Genomic DNA, 15,726 nt, shown 5'->3' on the forward strand with positions numbered 1-15,726 from the left:
GGCGAAGCTGAAAATCCGTTCATCAGCGGTACAGGTGACCGGCGTTCCAATGGCGTCCTTCTTACGCCGTTTGCAAACCGCTGAAAGTCATCCTGCATGCCGAGGAACCTGTTCAGAGCGTGTCTGACAGCCCTCGTCATGCTGTTGGTCGCAGCCGTTGCACCTGCTCAGGCGCAAACCAATTTTGATCGTCCCGGCGGTGATTATTCGCGCTCGGTCTCACTATCCGGCGATCCCGCCGAATGCGCGCTGATCTGTGAGCGCGACAAGAAGTGCCGTGCCTGGAGCTTCAACTATCCGAGCGACAATTCCGAAAACGCGGTGTGCTGGCTGAAAGACAAGGTGCCGCCGCGGGTCGAGAGCTATTGCTGCGTCTCCGGCGTGCGTGGCGCTGGCGTCATCGAGCCGCGCACCGGTCCGGTGGAAACCTCGACTGATCGCTTTGGCGGCGACTATCGCTCATTCGAGATCAAGAACGACGACAAGGCCGAGCATGGCGATGCCTGCCGCGACGCCTGCCAGGGCGACAACAAATGCCGCGCCTGGACCTTTGCGCGGCCCGGCTATGCCGGCAAGAATGCGCGCTGTTTCCTGAAGAACGACATCAAGCCGCCGCGGCGAAAACCGGGTTTCATCTCGGGCGTTGTGAGGTAGCATTCCAGCAATAAAGGGAGTTGAGCCATGACGCGTCTCCTGCCCGCAGTGACATTCGCTGGATTACTGATTGCTGTTACGACGGTCGCCGCCGTCGCCCATCACGGTTGGGGCAGCTACGACGCTGCCCATCCGGTCACGGTGAACGGTCCTGTCGAAAACAGCAAATTCGAGAACCCGCACGCGACTATCGTGATCAAGGGGGCGACAAGGCCTGGACCGTCACTCTTGCGCCGACCTCTCGCATGACAGCGCGGGGGGCATCTGCCGATATCGTGGCTGTCGGCAAGACGGTCTCGGCGTTCGGCTATCCATCCACCGTCGAGAAGGACGAGATGCGCGCCGAACGCATCACCGTGGACGGCAAGACCTACGAATTGCGATAGCGTCCGGCCCATGACCGAGGGCGCACCCGCGATCTTCATGGCCATGGAAGCGTCCGCAATTGGCGCTGCGATCCGGCAATCGCGCTGGCTCTATATGTCTGCCAATATCGGCCACATCGTCGCGCTGATGTTCTTCGCCGGTGCCATTGCGGTGATGGATGTCCGGCTCGCGGGCGGGTTAGCTGCAACGGCGCCTGGTCCGCTGCTGCGCAGGGCGCGCCGCTTTGCCATTGCCGGATTTCTCGGCCTCGTGCTCACCGGCGGCATTCTGTTTACCGCCGAGGCGAGTCATGTGGTGCTGAACCGCGTGTTTCAGATCAAGGCGGCTCTGATCGCGTTGGGCTTACTCAATGTCGTCTGGGTTGAGGCGATCATCATGCCGAAGATCGCAGCGTTGCCGCCGCTGTCACCGATGCCCGCGGGTGCGCGGCAAGGCGCGCTGGCGTCAATCGCCATCTGGTTCGCGGTCGCCATATGCGGCCGCGCGATTGCCTATTTCTGACGGGAAGAGCCTTCGGTCTCGAACGCCTTGCGCGCGGCCTTCGATGCGAGCGTGAGCCATTGTCGTCGCAACAGCGGTTCGACATGCACGCGCTTTGCTTTCGACAGCCGGATCAGCACCATCGGATAATCGCGATAGTGGTCGGTAAAATAGAAAACTTTGGGCGCGCTCTCGACGAGCATGTCGCGCTCGTCCCGCGGAACGCCGGGCATCACCAGTGAGTCGCCGTCCTCACGCATCCGCACCAGTAGCTTCTGCGTACCTTCAACGCAGGTGTTCCGTAGGACGTTCCGTCTTCGACCTCCGGCCATGTCAGCGCCAGCGCGCGAACGTTGTCGAAGGTCATCGCGCGTCCGCGTTCAATGCACCCCGGTAAAAAACCGCGCCATGCGGAAGCCCGATAGCCAGTTGGTCACCGGCTGGTTACGCACGCCGAGATCCCATGAACCGACAATGGCGTCGACGCGGCCGACGAGATTATCCATCGGCAGCAGGCCGACACCGCCCTGGCTTACCGGTACGCGGCTGTCGGCGGAGTTGTCGCGGTTGTCGCCCATCACGAACAGATGGTCGGGGGGAATGACGATTTCCGGCGTGTTGTCGAGGCGGCCGTTGTCGCGCAGCTTGAAGATCGGATGCGACACGCCGCCGGGCAGGGTTTCGACATAACGATGCGCCGGTTCGGAGCCGCCGCTGTCATCTTCCGCGGCACCGATGCCGTCGGCCTTCACCGAAGTCGCGACGCCATTGAGCCAGACCTGACCGCCGCGCAGTTCGACGCGATCGCCGGGCAGGCCGATCACACGCTTGACCCAGACCTGGGAGCGGTCGCCGGGCCAGCGAAACACCACGACATCGCCGCGCTTCGGTGTGGTCGCGAAGACGCGGCCGGTCTCGGGAAGGGAGACATGGATCGGCAGCGAGGCCGTTGAGTAGCCGTAGGGAAACTTTGTCGCTAGCAGTGCATCGCCGATCAGCAGCGTCGGCTCCATGGAGGCCGAGGGCACATAGAACGGTTCGGCGAGCGCGCCCTTGGCGACGAATACGATGCCGACGATCGCGGCGATCTGCGCCAGCTGACCGGTCCAGCGCTTTGCCGTCGATGTCACCGTTGTGGTTTCGGTATCCGTGGTCACGAGCCCGTTCCTCCGATGGTCACCTTGTCCATGCGCAGCGTCGGCTGGCCGACGCCGACCGGCACGCCCTGGCCGTGCTTGCCGCAGGTCCCGATGCCGTCATCGAGTGCGAGATCGTTGCCGATCATGCTGATGCGATGCAGGTCGGTTGGACCGTTGCCGATCATCATCGCGCCCTTCAGCGGCGCACCGATCTTGCCGTTCTCGATTCTGTAGGCCTCGGTGCACTGAAACACGTATTTGCCGGAGGTTATGTCGACCTGGCCGCCGCCGAAGTTCACCGCATAGATGCCGTTCTTCACCGACGCCAGAATCTCCGCGGGATCGCGCTGGCCGGCCAGCATGTAAGTATTGGTCATGCGCGGCATCGGCACATGGGCATAGCCCTGACGGCGGCCGTTGCCGGTTGGCTTCATGCCCATCAGGCGCGCGTTCTGGCGGTCCTGCATGTAGCCGACGAGGATGCCATCCTCGATCAGTGTGGTGCGGTTGGTCGGCGTGCCTTCGTCGTCGATGGACAGGGAGCCGCGGCGTGACGAGATGGTGCCGTCATCGACGACCGTGACGCCCTTGGCGGCAACCTGCTGACCCATCAGGCCGGCAAAAGCCGAGGTCTGCTTGCGGTTGAAGTCGCCTTCGAGCCCGTGGCCGACGGCTTCATGCAGCATCACACCGGGCCAGCCTGGTCCGAGCACGACGTCCATTTCGCCGGCAGGGGCCGGAATCGATTCGAGATTGACCAGTGCCTCGCGCAGCGCGCCGTCGGCTGCCGTGCGCCACGAACCGCTTTCGATGAAGTGCGCATAGCCCTCGCGGCCGCCGTAACCCTTCGAGCCGCTTTCCTGCCGGTCACCCTGACCGGCGACGACGGAGATGTTCACGCGGACCAGCGGACGGATGTCGCGATAGCTCTCGCCGTCCGGGCGCAGGATTTCCACCACCTGCCAGGTGGCGCCGAGAGAGACCGAGACCTGGCGGACGCGCGGGTCCTTGTCGCGCACATAGGCGTCGATCTCGGCCAGCAGCTTGACCTTGGCCTCGAAGCCCGGCGCGTCCAGCGGATTGTCGTCACTATAGAGCCGCACATTGGTGTGCGAGGGCGCTGCGGCAAAGGTGCCGGCATAGCCGCCACGGACCGCATTGACCGCATCAGCCGCACGGATCAGCGCCGGGATCGAGACATCGGAGGAATGCGCATAGCCGACGGCATCGTCCTTGACGGCGCGAAGGCCAAAACCCTGCGCGGTGTCATAGGTCGCCTGCTTCAGCCGGCCGTTGTCGAAACCGAGCGCCTCGGACTGGCTGTATTCGAGGAACAGCTCGCCATCGTCGGCGCCCTGCAATCCGCGCAGCAACTCGCGACGGACGTCGTCACGGTCGAGATTGGCGCGGTCGAGCAGGGAGGTGGTGGCTGGGCTGGTCATGCAGGCTCCAATGTCAGCGGCGCGGCTCCGGCGCCAGGCGCGGGGCCACGATTTCAATTTGTAGCGACAACCCGGGGATGGGTCGCCTTACAATGGCGTAACCTGTGGCTAAACAGGCGATTCAAACCAAGATAGGTGCTGGGCGGAAAAAAGGGAGAGCCGATCAGCGGCGGTCAAATGGTGCCATGGCACCGGGGTAGGCCACCCAATCCCGCTATCGGTTCCGATTGGAACTATTACAAATCGCCGGGTACCGGGATTGATGGCAGCGGCGTCCTTCGCAGGGTATGAGGACATCTTCGTTCATTGACGGGCCAAAAGGCCGGGACGCGGTCTTTTCCAGAGAGATGCTGTCGCTTTTCATGGCCTCACGAACCAAATCCGCATTCCTGCAAGTCCATTCCATCATCGGCCTGGCGATCTCGCTGATCCTCGGCCTGATCGGTCTGACCGGCGCCATGCTGAGCTTCGAGGACGAAATCGTCGCTGCGCTGAATCGGGATATCGCGCATGTCGAGGTGCGGCCCGCACCGGTGCTGTTGCCCGATGCGCTGGTCGCGATCGTGCAGGCGGTGCCGGGCAGTGGCAAGGTCGGTGCTGTGAGCATGTCCAGTGAGCCCGGAGCAACGGTGCGGCTGCGCTTTGCGCGTGGCGAGGACGACGGCCGCTCGTCGGTCTATGTTGATCCCTATGACGGTCGCGTGCTGGCGGCGATGCGCGGCGAGGGCTTCTTCGCGACATTGCGGGCTCTGCATCGCTGGCTGCTGCTGCCGGGCGGCGGCAAGGGCGTCGGGCGGCAGGTCACCGGCGTCGCCGTGCTCGGTTTGTTCGTATTGCTGATCTCCGGAATGGTGCTGCGCTGGCCGCGACGTGTCCGCAGCATCAAGAGCGGTATCAAGACTTGGCTGAAGCCGAATCTGGCGATGCGAGGGCGCCCGTTTCACTGGTCGCTGCACAGCGTCGTCGGCACTTGGCTCCTACCGATCTATCTGGTGAGCATTCTCACAGGCTTGTGGTGGTCGTTCGACTGGTACAAGGACAGCGCCATCTGGCTGCTGTCGAGCAAGCCTGCCGTAACGACACAGGCGCCGCGCGCTGCCAAGGGGGCCACAAAGGCGGGCTCGGCTGACGCACCTGCCGCGCCGTCATTCGACAAGGTCTGGTCGACGTTCCTGGCTGATCAGGGTAGCCGCTACGCGCTGGTCAACATGCAACTGCCGAATGGCGCGGGTAGCGTCGTACGTGTCCGCTCGGTGGCAAAGGATGCACCGTTCGAAGAGGCGCGCGACGAATTTCGTATCGACGGCGTGACCGGGCGCATGGTGTCGGCGGAGCGCTATAACGATAAATCCACCGGCGATCGTATTCTCGCGGCGGTGCTGCACATCCACACCGGTGCGTTCTTGGGACTGCCCGGCCGCATCGTGTTCTTGCTGGCCGCGGCCTTGATGCCGCTGTTCACCGTGACCGGCTTCATCCTGTATTTCTCGCGCCGCCGCCTGCGCGCGGCGTCGAAGCCGGGACGCCGTCATGCGGTCGGGCTGGTGCCCGGCGAGTAAGGCGCTCCGTTTCCGGATTAAGGATGAGTCAGGGGCGCTGCGCTCTCGTCGGAGCCGGATGAGGTCGCGGATTGGGCCTGCATCGCAGAGAAGTGCGCCTGCGACCATCGGAACAGTTCGTCGAAGACCGGCCTGAGCGCTCTCGCCGATTCCGTGATTTCATATTCCACCCTCGGAGGTATCTCGGCGAAGACCGTGCGCTTGACGAGCCCGTTGGACTCGAGGTCGCGCAGTTGTGTCGTCAGCATGTGTTGCGTGACACTCGGAATCGCTCGCTGCAGTTCTCCAAACCGGTGTTTGTTCTGGACCAGTCGCCAGAGGATCTCACACTTCCATTTGCCGGTAATCATCCCCAGCGCCCGATGAAAATCTTCTACTTCCCGGCCCTGCTGACATTCGGGGAGCGCGATATCGTCTGTTTTTCCATTAGTCATGTTTTTCATACTATCTCAGAAAAAGCATTCTACTTGTCTTTTTCATCTTACTGCCGAAATTTGTGCTTCGAAAGCGCGCCGTGGATCTGACCTTGCCGTCAGCCGCGCCGCCGAAACCGTTTTGACCATCTTCGGAGCTGCCCATGTCATCGTCTTCCGTCACCTCGTCAGCGCCGCGGCGCTGGACCTCCATCAGTCTCTGGGCCGTCAGGGGCTTGCTCGCTCTGGCGTTCGCTGCTGCGGGTACTGCCAAGCTTTACGGCGTGCCGATGCTCGTCGAGGAGTTCGAACATATCGGTCTTGGGCAATGGTTCCGCTATCTGACCGGCACGCTCGAAATCCTCGGAGCGGCCCTGATCATCATTCCGTCAACGGTCGCGTTTGGTGCGGTCCTCCTGTGCTGCATCATGATCGGTGCGATTTTTACGCATGTGTTTGTCATTGGCGGCTCACCGATTCCGGCGATCGTGTTGCTCACATTGAGCGGTATCGTGGCTTACGCCAAGCGCGCCACAATCCTCAGGTAGCGAGCGCTCATCGCTCTCACCCGGCCATCCATGGATGGCCGTTGGAAAAGCCGAACGTTTCAGTGTGCTCGAGTGCAATAATGATTTCGATGCGGAGTTATGGCGGCAAGGCTTTGGCCATGGTGGCGTTCGGTCTGGCGTTCGCGGCACCGTTATTCGTCACTCTGGCTTTGACGGACGCAGGGTCCGCCATTTCAAAGCCGTGGGCGCCGGAGACGAAGCCTGCGGCGGCCAAGGCACATCGCCTCGTACTGCAGATCAACACTGACGACCCGACCGTCATGAGAGCGCTGATTTCGACGTCGCTGAACCTGCCGAAATACTACCGGGAGACGAAGCAGGACTTCTCGATCGAAATCGTCGCTTACAACGCCGGTATTCATATGTTTCGAGTGGATACGTCGCCGGTCAAGGAACTGCTGAAGGTCGTCCAGGCTCTCACCCCTGACATTCGCTTCGTGGTCTGCGAAGCGACCAAGCTCGGTATGGAGCGCAGCGAGGGGCATCCGATTTCGTTTATCGACAATGTCCAGATGGTTCCGAGCGGGCCTGGACGGATCATCGAGCTGCAGGAAGCGGGTTGGTCCTATATCCGATCCTGAGCGGCACACTTCGCGACCCTATTTGATGCCCATCGGAGGCTGGACCGTGACAACACCGCACCGCGGACGGGCTGTTGCTCGCTCGCCAATTTCGCGACGTACGCTGCTCAAAGGGGCACTGGCCACGACAGTCGCATTGGCGGCGAGGGGCGCTACCGCGGATGCGCGGCCTGATGGGCCGCCACCGTTTGGCACCGCGCGGCATCAGTTCACTGTCATCCGGGGAGCGCGGCCGATCCCGTCCGTTGCGGTGCCGCGCCTTATTGGCAAGCCGGTCTATCTGACCGCGTTTCCAGGAAAGGTCGTTCTGGTCAATTTCTGGGCGACATGGTGCCCGGCGTGCAAGACCGAGTTGCCGATCCTTGATCGGCTGCAGGATATCGAGACACGCGCAAATCTGCAGGTGATCGCGATCGCCACCGATCGCGCAGACGTTGCTTCGTTCGTGCGTAACCTGAAGCTGAGACACCTCGATGTCGGTATCGATCCCGGTGGACTGGTCGCGCGTGCCGGCGAGGTTGCCGCTCCGGATACCCCGTTCAGCCTCTATGCGATGCCTATCTCGTATCTGATCGGAACGACGGGGCAGGTCGAGGGATATCTTGCAGGGGAGGCCGACTGGACATCTGAAGATGCCCGGCGATTGCTTGACTATTACAGAGGGCGTGGTTCCGGCTAATGCGGCCGGGTTCAAAGCCTATGGCAGCTTGTCGTAACCCTCGCCGATGCCGTTGAGGCTGAGCGGGAAGCCGATGCCTTCTTCGGGCGTTTCGAAGATGATGAAGGTGGCAGTCTTGGCGGTGCGGAGCTGGGCGAGCAGCTTGTCGTCCATCACGACTTCGGCAACACAGCCATTGGGCAGGCAGCGCACGAAGCCGGCGCGGCCGACGTCCTGATTATCGAGCTTGAGGCCGAGGCCGGACGGCAGCAGCACGCCGAGCGGCGCCACCACGCGCATCAGCTTGCTCTTCTGGTCGGCGGTCTTCAGCACGATCACGGTCAGGCCGGCATTGGAGCGGTCTTCCGCCACCACACTCTGGATCAGGGCACATTGCTCGGCCTGGGCGCCGGGCGGGGTGTCGCAGCGGATCTGCCAGTCGCCATGAACCGAGCGCACCGCGCCCTGGGCGTTGGCGGTAGCCGGGACGGCGGCGATCGCCGCCAGGGCGAGACAACCGAGCGCCAGACGTTGCCAGCCAGAGAGCCGCCAGCCTGCGATCCCGCGGACCGGGCGATTCAGGGTCGATTTATGCTGCAACTTCGAGTGCCCCATCCGGGTCGATTCCTTAAGCGGTGACGTGGTGGTCGTAGTCCAGGGCAGCACGCTTGACGCTGTCTGTCCGGAGGATTTTTCCAGACCACGGAATGATACGGCAATGACGGCGCCTTGAAGGCATCCACGGAGCCACGAAAGCGCTCGCAGGCGCGAATCAGCATCCTGCCGATCGCCTGATCTGTGCCTACATCGGACAATTCCGCTGTCAAGCGCCGTTCGGCTGCCGCACGCCTGTTTATGCCTGATTTCATGCAGCAATTGCGACCTTCGTTCAATACCGCCGAATGCATTACGGGATGCGCCACTCCTGCATTGCGACAGACCGCGAATTATGGTTTGAGAGGCTAGATTTCGACGCATTCTAACAACTGCCTCCAGGCCAATCACTTGGGCGTTTTGGCAAATTGGCAGGGTGCGGATCGGGCGGCATAATTCGGCGACAGGCCGAAATGCGACAGTAAATATGGGAGCGCGAGCGGCATGAGGATGTCGAGGGGCCAGATTGGCCGCCGGTTGCTGGGGTTAGCAGTTGTTGGGGCCGGGCTTGCTTTTGGCGGTGCTGCATTCGCAGAGGTGATGGGCCAGCCCGCGCCGTGGGAATTCAAGCTGCAGGAAGCCGCCACGCCGGTGATGGAGAACATCACCTGGTTTCATAATTTCCTGCTCTGGCTGATCACCGCCATCACACTGTTCGTGCTTGCGCTTCTCGTCATCGTCGTCGTGAAGTTCAACTCCAAGGCCAATCCGGTCGCATCCAAGACCACCCACCACACGCTGATCGAAGTGGCGTGGACGATCATTCCGGTTCTGATCCTGGTCGCCGTCGCTGTGCCGTCGTTCCGTCTGCTGTTCCTGGAACTCGATATTCCCAAAGCCGACCTGACGATCAAGGCGACCGGCAAGCAGTGGTTCTGGACCTACACCTATCCCGACAATGGCCCGTTCGAATTCGACTCGCTGATGGCCACCGACAAGCAGCCGCGCCTGCTCGCTGTCGATAACGAAGTCGTGGTGCCGGTGAACAAGGTGGTTCGCGTCCAGACCACCGCGTCCGACGTGATCCACTCCTTCGCGATGCCGTCATTCGGCATCAAGATCGACGCCGTCCCGGGCCGTCTGAACGAAACCTGGTTCAAGGCCACCAAGACCGGCATGTTCTACGGCCAGTGCTCGGAACTGTGCGGCAAGGATCACGCGTTCATGCCGATCGCGATCCGCGTCGTCAGCGATCAGGAATTTACCGCATGGGTCGAGACGGCGAAGAAGAAGTTCGCGTCCAATCCGGCGAATTCCTACGCTTCGGCCGGAACTGCTGTGGCACAGTAAGCGGGTGACGGAGCCGCGAGGCTCCGCACGCACTGTAAGAAATTAGGGCGAGGGGACCGCAAGGTCCGAAAGACTGCCAGAAGAAGACAAAGCAGGATTTGAAAATGGCAACGACCGCGGCAACACCGGCTCACGACGATCACGCCCACGATGATCATGCGCATGCGCATCCGACGGGGTGGCGGCGCTATGTCTATTCGACGAACCATAAGGACATCGGCACGATGTACCTTATCTTCGCGATCGTGGCGGGTGTTATCGGCGGCATCATGTCGATCCTGATCCGCATCGAGTTGATGTATCCGGGCGTCCAGATCTTCCACGAGAGCCACACCTACAACGTCTTCGTCACCTCGCACGGCCTGATCATGATCTTCTTCATGGTGATGCCCGCGATGATCGGCGGTTTCGGCAACTGGATGGTGCCGCTGATGATCGGTGCGCCGGACATGGCATTCCCGCGCATGAACAACGTGTCGTTCTGGCTGCTGCCTGCCGCCTTTGCGCTGCTCATCATCTCCACCTTCGTGGAAGGCGAACCCGGCGCCAACGGCGTCGGTGCCGGCTGGACCATGTATGCGCCGCTCTCGACATCGGGCCATCCGGGTCCCGCCGTTGACTTCGCGATTCTGGCGCTGCATCTCGCCGGTGCGTCGTCGATCCTCGGTGCCATCAACTTCATCACCACGATCTTCAACATGCGCGCGCCGGGCATGACCCTGCACAAGATGCCGCTGTTCGTGTGGTCGATCCTGGTCACCGTGTTCCTGCTGCTGCTGTCGCTGCCGGTTCTGGCGGGCGCCATCACCATGCTGCTGACGGACCGTAATTTCGGCACCACCTTCTTCGCCGCAGACGGCGGCGGCGATCCGATCCTGTTCCAGCATCTGTTCTGGTTCTTCGGTCACCCCGAAGTGTACATCCTGATCCTGCCTGGCTTCGGCATGATCTCTCAGATCATCTCGACCTTCTCGAAGAAGCCGGTGTTCGGTTATCTCGGCATGGCCTACGCCATGGTCGCCATCGGCGGCATCGGCTTCGTCGTCTGGGCGCACCACATGTACACCGTCGGCATGTCGTCGGCGACGCAGGCCTACTTCGTCGCCGCCACCATGGTGATCGCGGTACCGACCGGCGTGAAGATCTTCTCCTGGATCGCCACGATGTGGGGCGGTTCCATCGAGTTCAAGGCGCCGATGCTGTGGGCCGTGGGCTTCATCTTCCTGTTCACCCTCGGCGGCGTCACCGGCGTCGTGCTGGCCAATGCCGGCGTCGATCGCGTGCTACAGGACACCTATTATGTGGTCGCGCACTTCCACTACGTGCTGTCGCTGGGCGCCGTATTCGCCATCTTCGCGGGCTGGTATTACTGGTTCCCGAAGATGTTCGGCTACATGTATTCGGAAACCATCGCCAAGGCGCATTTCTGGGTCACCTTCATTGGCGTGAATCTGGTGTTCTTCCCGCAGCACTTCCTGGGTCTGTCGGGCATGCCGCGCCGCTATGTCGACTATCCGGATGCCTTCGCCGGCTGGAACCTGGTCTCGTCGATCGGCTCCTACATTTCCGGCTTTGCCGTGCTGATCTTCATCTACGGCGTGATCGAAGCCTTCGTCCGCAAGGAACAGGCTGCGAACAATCCGTGGGGTTCGGGTGCGACCACGCTGGAATGGACCCTGAGCTCGCCGCCGCCGTTCCATCAGTTCGAAGTGCTGCCGCGCGTTCAGTAAGTGGTTTTCGTGCGGCGCTCTTGGGTGCCGCACCGGGTTAATGCCTCCGCCGAACTCGCAAGGGTTTCGGCGGAGTGCTCGTAACAAAAGTGAGAATGATTTTGTCCGTCCTCGACCACCATACCATCGACCTGTCTGCCCCCCGCATCTCCGAAGCGGGTGTTGCCGACTACATCGCGCTGCTCAAGCCGCGGGTGATGTCGCTGGTCGTGTTCACAGCGATGGTCGGTTATTTCCTGGCGCCGGGCGATCATCACCCGGTGCTGGCGATCACCTCGATCCTCTGTATCGCTGTCGGCGGCGGCGCCTCCGGGGCGCTGAACATGTGGTACGAAGCCGATATCGACGCGCTGATGTCGCGCACCGCCAACCGCCCGATCCCGCGCGGTCGCATCACCCGGCCGGAAGCACTGACCTTCGGTCTGGTGCTGGCCTTCTTCTCGGTGATGACGCTCGGCATCCTCGTCAATTGGCTCGCCGGCGCGCTGCTCGCTTTCACCATCTTCTTCTATGTCGTGATCTACACCATCGCTCTGAAGCGCTGGACCGCGCAGAACATCGTCATCGGCGGTGCAGCCGGCGCGCTGCCGCCGGTCGTCGCCTGGGCTGCGGCGTCGGGAACGCTCTCGATGGAGCCGGTCCTGCTGTTCCTGATCATCTTCTTCTGGACCCCGCCGCATTTCTGGGCGCTGGCCCTGTTCCGCAATGACGATTACACCCGCGCCGGGGTGCCGATGCTGCCGGTGGTCGCTGGTCCCGACGCGACCCGGCTGCAGATCCTGCTCTACACCGTCGTGCTGGTCGCAACCGCCGTCGCGCCTTGGCCGCTCGGTTATTTCTCGGCCATCTATGGCACGGCTTCGCTGATCCTTGGCGCCGGCATGATGTATCTCGCCGTCGAGGTCTATCGTCTGCGCGAAGGCACGCCCGCCAACCGCGCGACGCGCAAGCTGTTTGCTTTCTCGATCGTCTATCTGTTCGCGCTGTTTGCCATTCTGCTGCTCGAGGTGGTCGTGAAGGCCATCCTCCCGCTGGTCTGGTAGAGGGGCGCATGATCCGATGGACAATGAGCGCAAGTCTGAAGAGCCAGAGGGCATCGTCCTCACCGAGGCACAGAAGAAGAGCCGACGCGAACGGTCGCTGGCCATCGCCTGGGCGCTCGGCATTCTCGTCGTACTGTTCTTTGCCGTCACCATGGTCAAAGGGCCGGCCGTTCTCATCCGGCCCATGTAATGGCAAAAGCTGAGTGACATGACCGATCAGCCGCAGAACATCAAAGCCTCGAAGCCGCGCCTCGGCCGCGATGCGACTGTGGCTGCGGCGTGCGGTCTGCTGGTGGCCTTCATGGTCGGCGCGTCCTACGCCGCCGTGCCGCTGTATAACTGGTTCTGCCGCGCCACCGGCTTCAACGGCACCACGATGGTGGCCAGCGCGGCGCCGGAGTCCGGCCCGATCGCACGCAAGATCGCCGTCCGCTTCGACGCCAATGTGTCTGGCGGACTGCCGTGGAAGTTCGTCCCGGAGCAGAGCGAGATCGAGGTCAAGATCGGCGAGGTCGTGACCGTGTTCTACACCGTGACCAACCAGTCCGCCCGCACCACCTCCGCACAGGCCGCCTATAACGTGGCGCCGCTGACGGTCGGCGCCTATTTCCAGAAGATTAATTGCTTCTGCTTCACCGAGCAGACCCTGGCGCCCGGTGAGAAGCGTGAAATGCCTGTCGTGTTCTATGTCGATCCTGCGCTCGCCGCGGATAACGAGAATGACGGACTGAAGTCGATTACACTGTCCTACACGTTCTACCCCCTGCGCGATCCGGCGCCGAAGCCGCTGGCGGCGACGGAGACTGACAAGCGCAAGGGTAACCTCTAAGAGAAAGCTCTGAGAGAAATCCTGGAGCGTTCCGCGTTATAAAATTGAGAGAACTCGCACCGGCTTCAACCGATGCAGCTGACGGAGAGAACCGCAATGGCTACGGCGCAAGCTAAGCACCACGACTATCACCTCGTCGATCCCTCGCCGTGGCCGGCGGTAGGCTCGCTGTTCGCCTTCATCATGGCGGTCGGCGCGGTCAGCTGGATGCATCACATGTATGCCGCAGCGCCCATCGTGTTCGGCGTCGGCACCATCGGCGTGCTCTACGTGTTCGCAAGCTGGTGGACCGACGTGGTTCGTGAAGCCCAGTATAAGGGCGACCACACCCGCGTGGTGCAGATCAGCCATCGCTACGGCATGATCCTGTTCATCGCTTCGGAAGTGATGTTCTTCGTCGCCTGGTTCTGGGCCTACTTCAATTCGTCGCTGTTCCCCGGCGATCCCGTCCATGCCACCCGCGAAGCACTGTTCGGTGGCGTCTGGCCGCCGAAGGGCATCCAGACCTTCGACCCCTGGCATCTGCCGCTGCTCAACACGCTGATCCTGCTGACCTCGGGCACAACCGTCACCTGGGCGCATCACGCGCTGCTGGAAGGCGACCGCAAGGCCGTGAAGTATGCGCTGATCCTCACGGTGTTGCTCGGCGCTGCCTTCTCCTGCGTGCAGGCGTTCGAATACGCCCACGCTGCTTTCGGCTTCAAGGGCAACATCTACGGTGCGACCTTCTTCATGGCGACCGGTTTCCACGGTTTCCACGTGCTGGTCGGCACCATCTTCCTCTTGGTCTGCCTGTTCCGCGTCTATGCCGGTCACTTCACGCCGAAACAGCACCTCGGCTTCGAATTCGCCGCCTGGTACTGGCACTTCGTGGACGTGGTCTGGCTGTTCCTGTTCATCACGATCTATGTCTGGGGCTATGGCGGCCCCATTGCCGGCGCAGCCGCGCACTGACCGTATTCGGGTGCTACAAGAGGGCGGCCGCAGGGCCGCCCTTTTTGTTTGGCGCCTGCGCTGTGAAAGAATTCGACTCGATGCCCGATCAAGCTGCTGTTCCCGTCAGTCTTGGCCAGACCGTCATTCGCGGCCTGACCTGCAAATGCCCGCGCTGCGGTGAGGGCAGGCTCTATGCGGGCTTCATCAATCTGGCGTCGCGCTGCGAGCGTTGCGAGCTGGACTATGCTTTCATCGACACCGGTGATGGTCCGGCAATCTTCATCATCATGCTCGCCGGTGCCATCGTGGTCGGTTGCGCGCTGGTGGTGGAGGTCAAGTATCAGCCGCCATTCTGGCTGCATGCCGCATTGTGGCTGCCGCTGATTCTTGCGACCACGCTGCTGCCATTGCGCTCCATGAAGTCGCTGTTGATCGCCTTGCAATTCCACCACAAGGCCTCCGAAGGCCAGTTGATCGATCGCACGCCGAAATGAACACTGTTGCAGCGCGCCGGCGCAGTATCACCGGTCTCGGCATCGTCACGCTCATCATCGTTGGCGTGCTCCTCAGCCTCGGCTTCTGGCAGTTGCAGCGCCGTACCGAGAAACACGCGTTGATCGCCGCACTCACGGAGCGGCTGGCGGGCGCGCCTGGTGCACTGCCGCTGCCATCCACATGGAGCGCGCTGACCCCGGCGAAGGATGAATTCCGCCGCGTCAACTTCTCGGCCACCTACAAACCCGTGCCGGACGGCATGGTCTACAGCTCCGGCTCCGGGGTGCGGCCTGATGTGCCGGGCCCGGTGACCTGGGCCTTCCTGCCGGCGCAACTGGCATCCGGCGAGACTGTGGTGATCAATGCGGGCTTCGTGCAGAACACGATGCAGGATCGCGCCCAGCAGGACCGCGCCGTGCAGAAGCTCATCACCGGCGCGCCGGTGACCATGACCGGCTATCTGCGTTTTCCCGAAACAGCGGGGACGCTGACGCCCCATGACGACGTCACCAAGCGTCTCTGGTTCAACCGCGACCAGCGTGCCATGGCGCAGGCGCTCGGCTGGGGCCCTGTCGCGCCGTTCTATGTCGATCTGGAAAGTCCCGTGCCGGCCAATGCCATCCCGAAGCCCGGCCCGCTCGAAATCCATCTCAAGGACGACCACATGCAATATGCCATCACCTGGTTTGGCCTCGCGGCTGCCGTGGTGATTGCGTTCGGCGTCTGGACCCGGGGCCAGCGTCGGGCCTGAACCCCGGCCAAAGTCGGTTTCCTCGCCCGGCGAAACCCATTATGGTGGCCTTCGATTTCACGCGGCGTGAAGTTTTAACCCCATTATTATCAAAGGCTTGGCGGTTTCCGCGCCTT

Annotated in this window: 20 protein-coding genes and 1 pseudogene; 16 read left to right on the forward strand and 5 right to left on the reverse strand. The window is 62.2% G+C overall.

The annotated features are described in order from the left end of the window. The first annotated feature begins 138 nt into the window (after nt 1–138). The 4 genes from A4A58_RS12865 to A4A58_RS12875 are packed head-to-tail and all read left to right on the forward strand — an operon-like array spanning nt 139 to nt 1,542. A complete protein-coding gene (locus tag A4A58_RS12865; RefSeq protein ID WP_086937046.1) occupies nt 139–654 on the forward strand; it encodes a PAN domain-containing protein in 516 nt (171 codons plus the stop codon). A gap of 27 nt (nt 655–681) precedes the next feature. Beyond that, the gene (locus A4A58_RS31495; RefSeq protein WP_244499754.1) at nt 682–903 is read left to right on the forward strand and encodes a DUF6152 family protein; all 222 of its coding nucleotides are present in this window, start codon (nt 682–684) and stop codon (nt 901–903) included. Continuing rightward, entirely contained in the window at nt 900–1,040 is a 141-nt protein-coding gene (locus A4A58_RS31500) for a hypothetical protein (protein WP_244499755.1), read from the forward strand. Before A4A58_RS31495 ends, A4A58_RS31500 begins: the two co-directional genes overlap by 4 nt. 10 nt (nt 1,041–1,050) lie before the next feature. Further along, complete coding sequence (locus A4A58_RS12875; protein ID WP_068732592.1) at nt 1,051–1,542, forward strand: hypothetical protein; 492 nt, start codon at nt 1,051–1,053, stop codon at nt 1,540–1,542. Here A4A58_RS12875 and A4A58_RS12880 read toward each other — a convergent pair. The 3 genes and pseudogenes from A4A58_RS12880 to tldD all read right to left on the reverse strand — a co-directional run bounded on the left by A4A58_RS12880 (nt 1,533) and on the right by tldD (nt 4,102). Beyond that, nucleotides 1,533–1,888 (reverse strand): annotated as a pseudogene (locus A4A58_RS12880) (MmcQ/YjbR family DNA-binding protein). The gene A4A58_RS12875 and the pseudogene A4A58_RS12880 overlap by 10 nt on opposite strands. 13 nt (nt 1,889–1,901) lie before the next feature. Beyond that, complete coding sequence (gene lepB, locus A4A58_RS12885) at nt 1,902–2,678, reverse strand: signal peptidase I (RefSeq protein WP_068732594.1); 777 nt, start codon at nt 2,676–2,678, stop codon at nt 1,902–1,904. Next, complete coding sequence (tldD, locus tag A4A58_RS12890; protein ID WP_068732604.1) at nt 2,675–4,102, reverse strand: metalloprotease TldD; 1,428 nt, start codon at nt 4,100–4,102, stop codon at nt 2,675–2,677. Before tldD ends, lepB begins: the two co-directional genes overlap by 4 nt. A 347-nt stretch (nt 4,103–4,449) precedes the next feature. Between tldD and A4A58_RS12895 the strand changes: the two genes are divergently transcribed. Then, nucleotides 4,450–5,661, forward strand: a complete 1,212-nt coding sequence (locus A4A58_RS12895; RefSeq protein WP_244499756.1) for a PepSY-associated TM helix domain-containing protein — start codon at nt 4,450–4,452, stop codon at nt 5,659–5,661. A gap of 17 nt (nt 5,662–5,678) precedes the next feature. Here the strand turns inward: A4A58_RS12895 and A4A58_RS12900 are convergent, their stop codons facing one another. Continuing rightward, entirely contained in the window at nt 5,679–6,011 is a 333-nt protein-coding gene (locus tag A4A58_RS12900; RefSeq protein WP_433993623.1) for a winged helix-turn-helix transcriptional regulator, read from the reverse strand. A 227-nt stretch (nt 6,012–6,238) separates the two neighbouring features. Here A4A58_RS12900 and A4A58_RS12905 point away from each other — a divergent pair, with 227 nt between their 5' ends. From A4A58_RS12905 to A4A58_RS12915, 3 genes are all read left to right on the forward strand, one after another. Next, nucleotides 6,239–6,622, forward strand: a complete 384-nt coding sequence (locus tag A4A58_RS12905; protein ID WP_068732606.1) for a DoxX family protein — start codon at nt 6,239–6,241, stop codon at nt 6,620–6,622. A gap of 80 nt (nt 6,623–6,702) precedes the next feature. Continuing rightward, nucleotides 6,703–7,224, forward strand: coding sequence for a hypothetical protein (locus A4A58_RS12910; RefSeq protein WP_244499757.1), 522 nt, complete (start codon nt 6,703–6,705; stop codon nt 7,222–7,224). Nucleotides 7,225–7,270: 46 nt separating this feature from the next. Then, nucleotides 7,271–7,903: a TlpA family protein disulfide reductase gene (locus tag A4A58_RS12915; protein WP_244499758.1), complete on the forward strand. Its 633-nt coding sequence runs from the start codon at nt 7,271–7,273 to the stop codon at nt 7,901–7,903. A gap of 18 nt (nt 7,904–7,921) precedes the next feature. Here A4A58_RS12915 and A4A58_RS12920 read toward each other — a convergent pair whose 3' ends face one another. Next, entirely contained in the window at nt 7,922–8,497 is a 576-nt protein-coding gene (locus A4A58_RS12920) for an invasion associated locus B family protein (RefSeq protein ID WP_139069846.1), read from the reverse strand. Nucleotides 8,498–8,980: 483 nt separating this feature from the next. Here A4A58_RS12920 and coxB point away from each other — a divergent pair, with 483 nt between their 5' ends. The 8 genes from coxB to A4A58_RS12960 all read left to right on the forward strand — a co-directional run bounded on the left by coxB (nt 8,981) and on the right by A4A58_RS12960 (nt 15,610). Further along, nucleotides 8,981–9,826, forward strand: a complete 846-nt coding sequence (coxB, locus tag A4A58_RS12925; protein ID WP_068732610.1) for a cytochrome c oxidase subunit II — start codon at nt 8,981–8,983, stop codon at nt 9,824–9,826. 104 nt (nt 9,827–9,930) lie between these two features. Then, entirely contained in the window at nt 9,931–11,556 is a 1,626-nt protein-coding gene (gene ctaD, locus A4A58_RS12930; protein ID WP_068732612.1) for a cytochrome c oxidase subunit I, read from the forward strand. A 101-nt stretch (nt 11,557–11,657) separates the two neighbouring features. After that, nucleotides 11,658–12,599: a heme o synthase gene (locus A4A58_RS12935; RefSeq protein WP_068732708.1), complete on the forward strand. Its 942-nt coding sequence runs from the start codon at nt 11,658–11,660 to the stop codon at nt 12,597–12,599. Nucleotides 12,600–12,615: 16 nt separating this feature from the next. Next, entirely contained in the window at nt 12,616–12,789 is a 174-nt protein-coding gene (locus A4A58_RS12940) for a CoxF protein (protein ID WP_068732614.1), read from the forward strand. Nucleotides 12,790–12,807: 18 nt separating this feature from the next. Continuing rightward, a complete protein-coding gene (locus tag A4A58_RS12945) occupies nt 12,808–13,428 on the forward strand; it encodes a cytochrome c oxidase assembly protein (protein WP_068732616.1) in 621 nt (206 codons plus the stop codon). Nucleotides 13,429–13,524: 96 nt separating this feature from the next. Next, the gene (locus A4A58_RS12950) at nt 13,525–14,382 is read left to right on the forward strand and encodes a cytochrome c oxidase subunit 3 (RefSeq protein ID WP_068732710.1); all 858 of its coding nucleotides are present in this window, start codon (nt 13,525–13,527) and stop codon (nt 14,380–14,382) included. A gap of 80 nt (nt 14,383–14,462) precedes the next feature. Then, nucleotides 14,463–14,858 (forward strand): DUF983 domain-containing protein, encoded by a 396-nt coding sequence (locus A4A58_RS12955; RefSeq protein ID WP_068732712.1) that lies wholly within the window; start codon nt 14,463–14,465, stop codon nt 14,856–14,858. Next, nucleotides 14,855–15,610, forward strand: coding sequence for an SURF1 family protein (locus A4A58_RS12960; protein ID WP_068732618.1), 756 nt, complete (start codon nt 14,855–14,857; stop codon nt 15,608–15,610). The genes A4A58_RS12955 and A4A58_RS12960 overlap by 4 nt, the downstream gene beginning before the upstream one ends. The last annotated feature ends 116 nt before the right edge of the window (nt 15,611–15,726 follow it).

The sequence above is a fragment of the Tardiphaga robiniae genome (genome assembly GCF_001618955.1).
Taxonomy (GTDB): domain Bacteria; phylum Pseudomonadota; class Alphaproteobacteria; order Rhizobiales; family Xanthobacteraceae; genus Tardiphaga; species Tardiphaga robiniae_A.

Coding starts and splice junctions, on each gene's coding strand:
- A4A58_RS12905 (WP_068732606.1), top strand. CDS start 6,239: ATGTCATCGTCTTCCGTCACCTCGTCAGCGCCGCGGCGCTGGACCTCC.
- A4A58_RS12875 (WP_068732592.1), top strand. CDS start 1,051: ATGACCGAGGGCGCACCCGCGATCTTCATGGCCATGGAAGCGTCCGCA.
- A4A58_RS12950 (WP_068732710.1), top strand. CDS start 13,525: ATGGCTACGGCGCAAGCTAAGCACCACGACTATCACCTCGTCGATCCC.
- A4A58_RS12945 (WP_068732616.1), top strand. CDS start 12,808: ATGACCGATCAGCCGCAGAACATCAAAGCCTCGAAGCCGCGCCTCGGC.
- A4A58_RS12910 (WP_244499757.1), top strand. CDS start 6,703: ATGATTTCGATGCGGAGTTATGGCGGCAAGGCTTTGGCCATGGTGGCG.
- A4A58_RS12955 (WP_068732712.1), top strand. CDS start 14,463: ATGCCCGATCAAGCTGCTGTTCCCGTCAGTCTTGGCCAGACCGTCATT.
- A4A58_RS12900 (WP_433993623.1), bottom strand. CDS start 6,011: ATGATTACCGGCAAATGGAAGTGTGAGATCCTCTGGCGACTGGTCCAG.
- coxB (WP_068732610.1), top strand. CDS start 8,981: ATGAGGATGTCGAGGGGCCAGATTGGCCGCCGGTTGCTGGGGTTAGCA.
- A4A58_RS12865 (WP_086937046.1), top strand. CDS start 139: ATGCTGTTGGTCGCAGCCGTTGCACCTGCTCAGGCGCAAACCAATTTT.
- A4A58_RS31500 (WP_244499755.1), top strand. CDS start 900: ATGACAGCGCGGGGGGCATCTGCCGATATCGTGGCTGTCGGCAAGACG.
- tldD (WP_068732604.1), bottom strand. CDS start 4,102: ATGACCAGCCCAGCCACCACCTCCCTGCTCGACCGCGCCAATCTCGAC.
- A4A58_RS12960 (WP_068732618.1), top strand. CDS start 14,855: ATGAACACTGTTGCAGCGCGCCGGCGCAGTATCACCGGTCTCGGCATC.
- A4A58_RS12920 (WP_139069846.1), bottom strand. CDS start 8,497: ATGGGGCACTCGAAGTTGCAGCATAAATCGACCCTGAATCGCCCGGTC.
- A4A58_RS12895 (WP_244499756.1), top strand. CDS start 4,450: ATGCTGTCGCTTTTCATGGCCTCACGAACCAAATCCGCATTCCTGCAA.
- A4A58_RS31495 (WP_244499754.1), top strand. CDS start 682: ATGACGCGTCTCCTGCCCGCAGTGACATTCGCTGGATTACTGATTGCT.
- A4A58_RS12940 (WP_068732614.1), top strand. CDS start 12,616: ATGGACAATGAGCGCAAGTCTGAAGAGCCAGAGGGCATCGTCCTCACC.
- ctaD (WP_068732612.1), top strand. CDS start 9,931: ATGGCAACGACCGCGGCAACACCGGCTCACGACGATCACGCCCACGAT.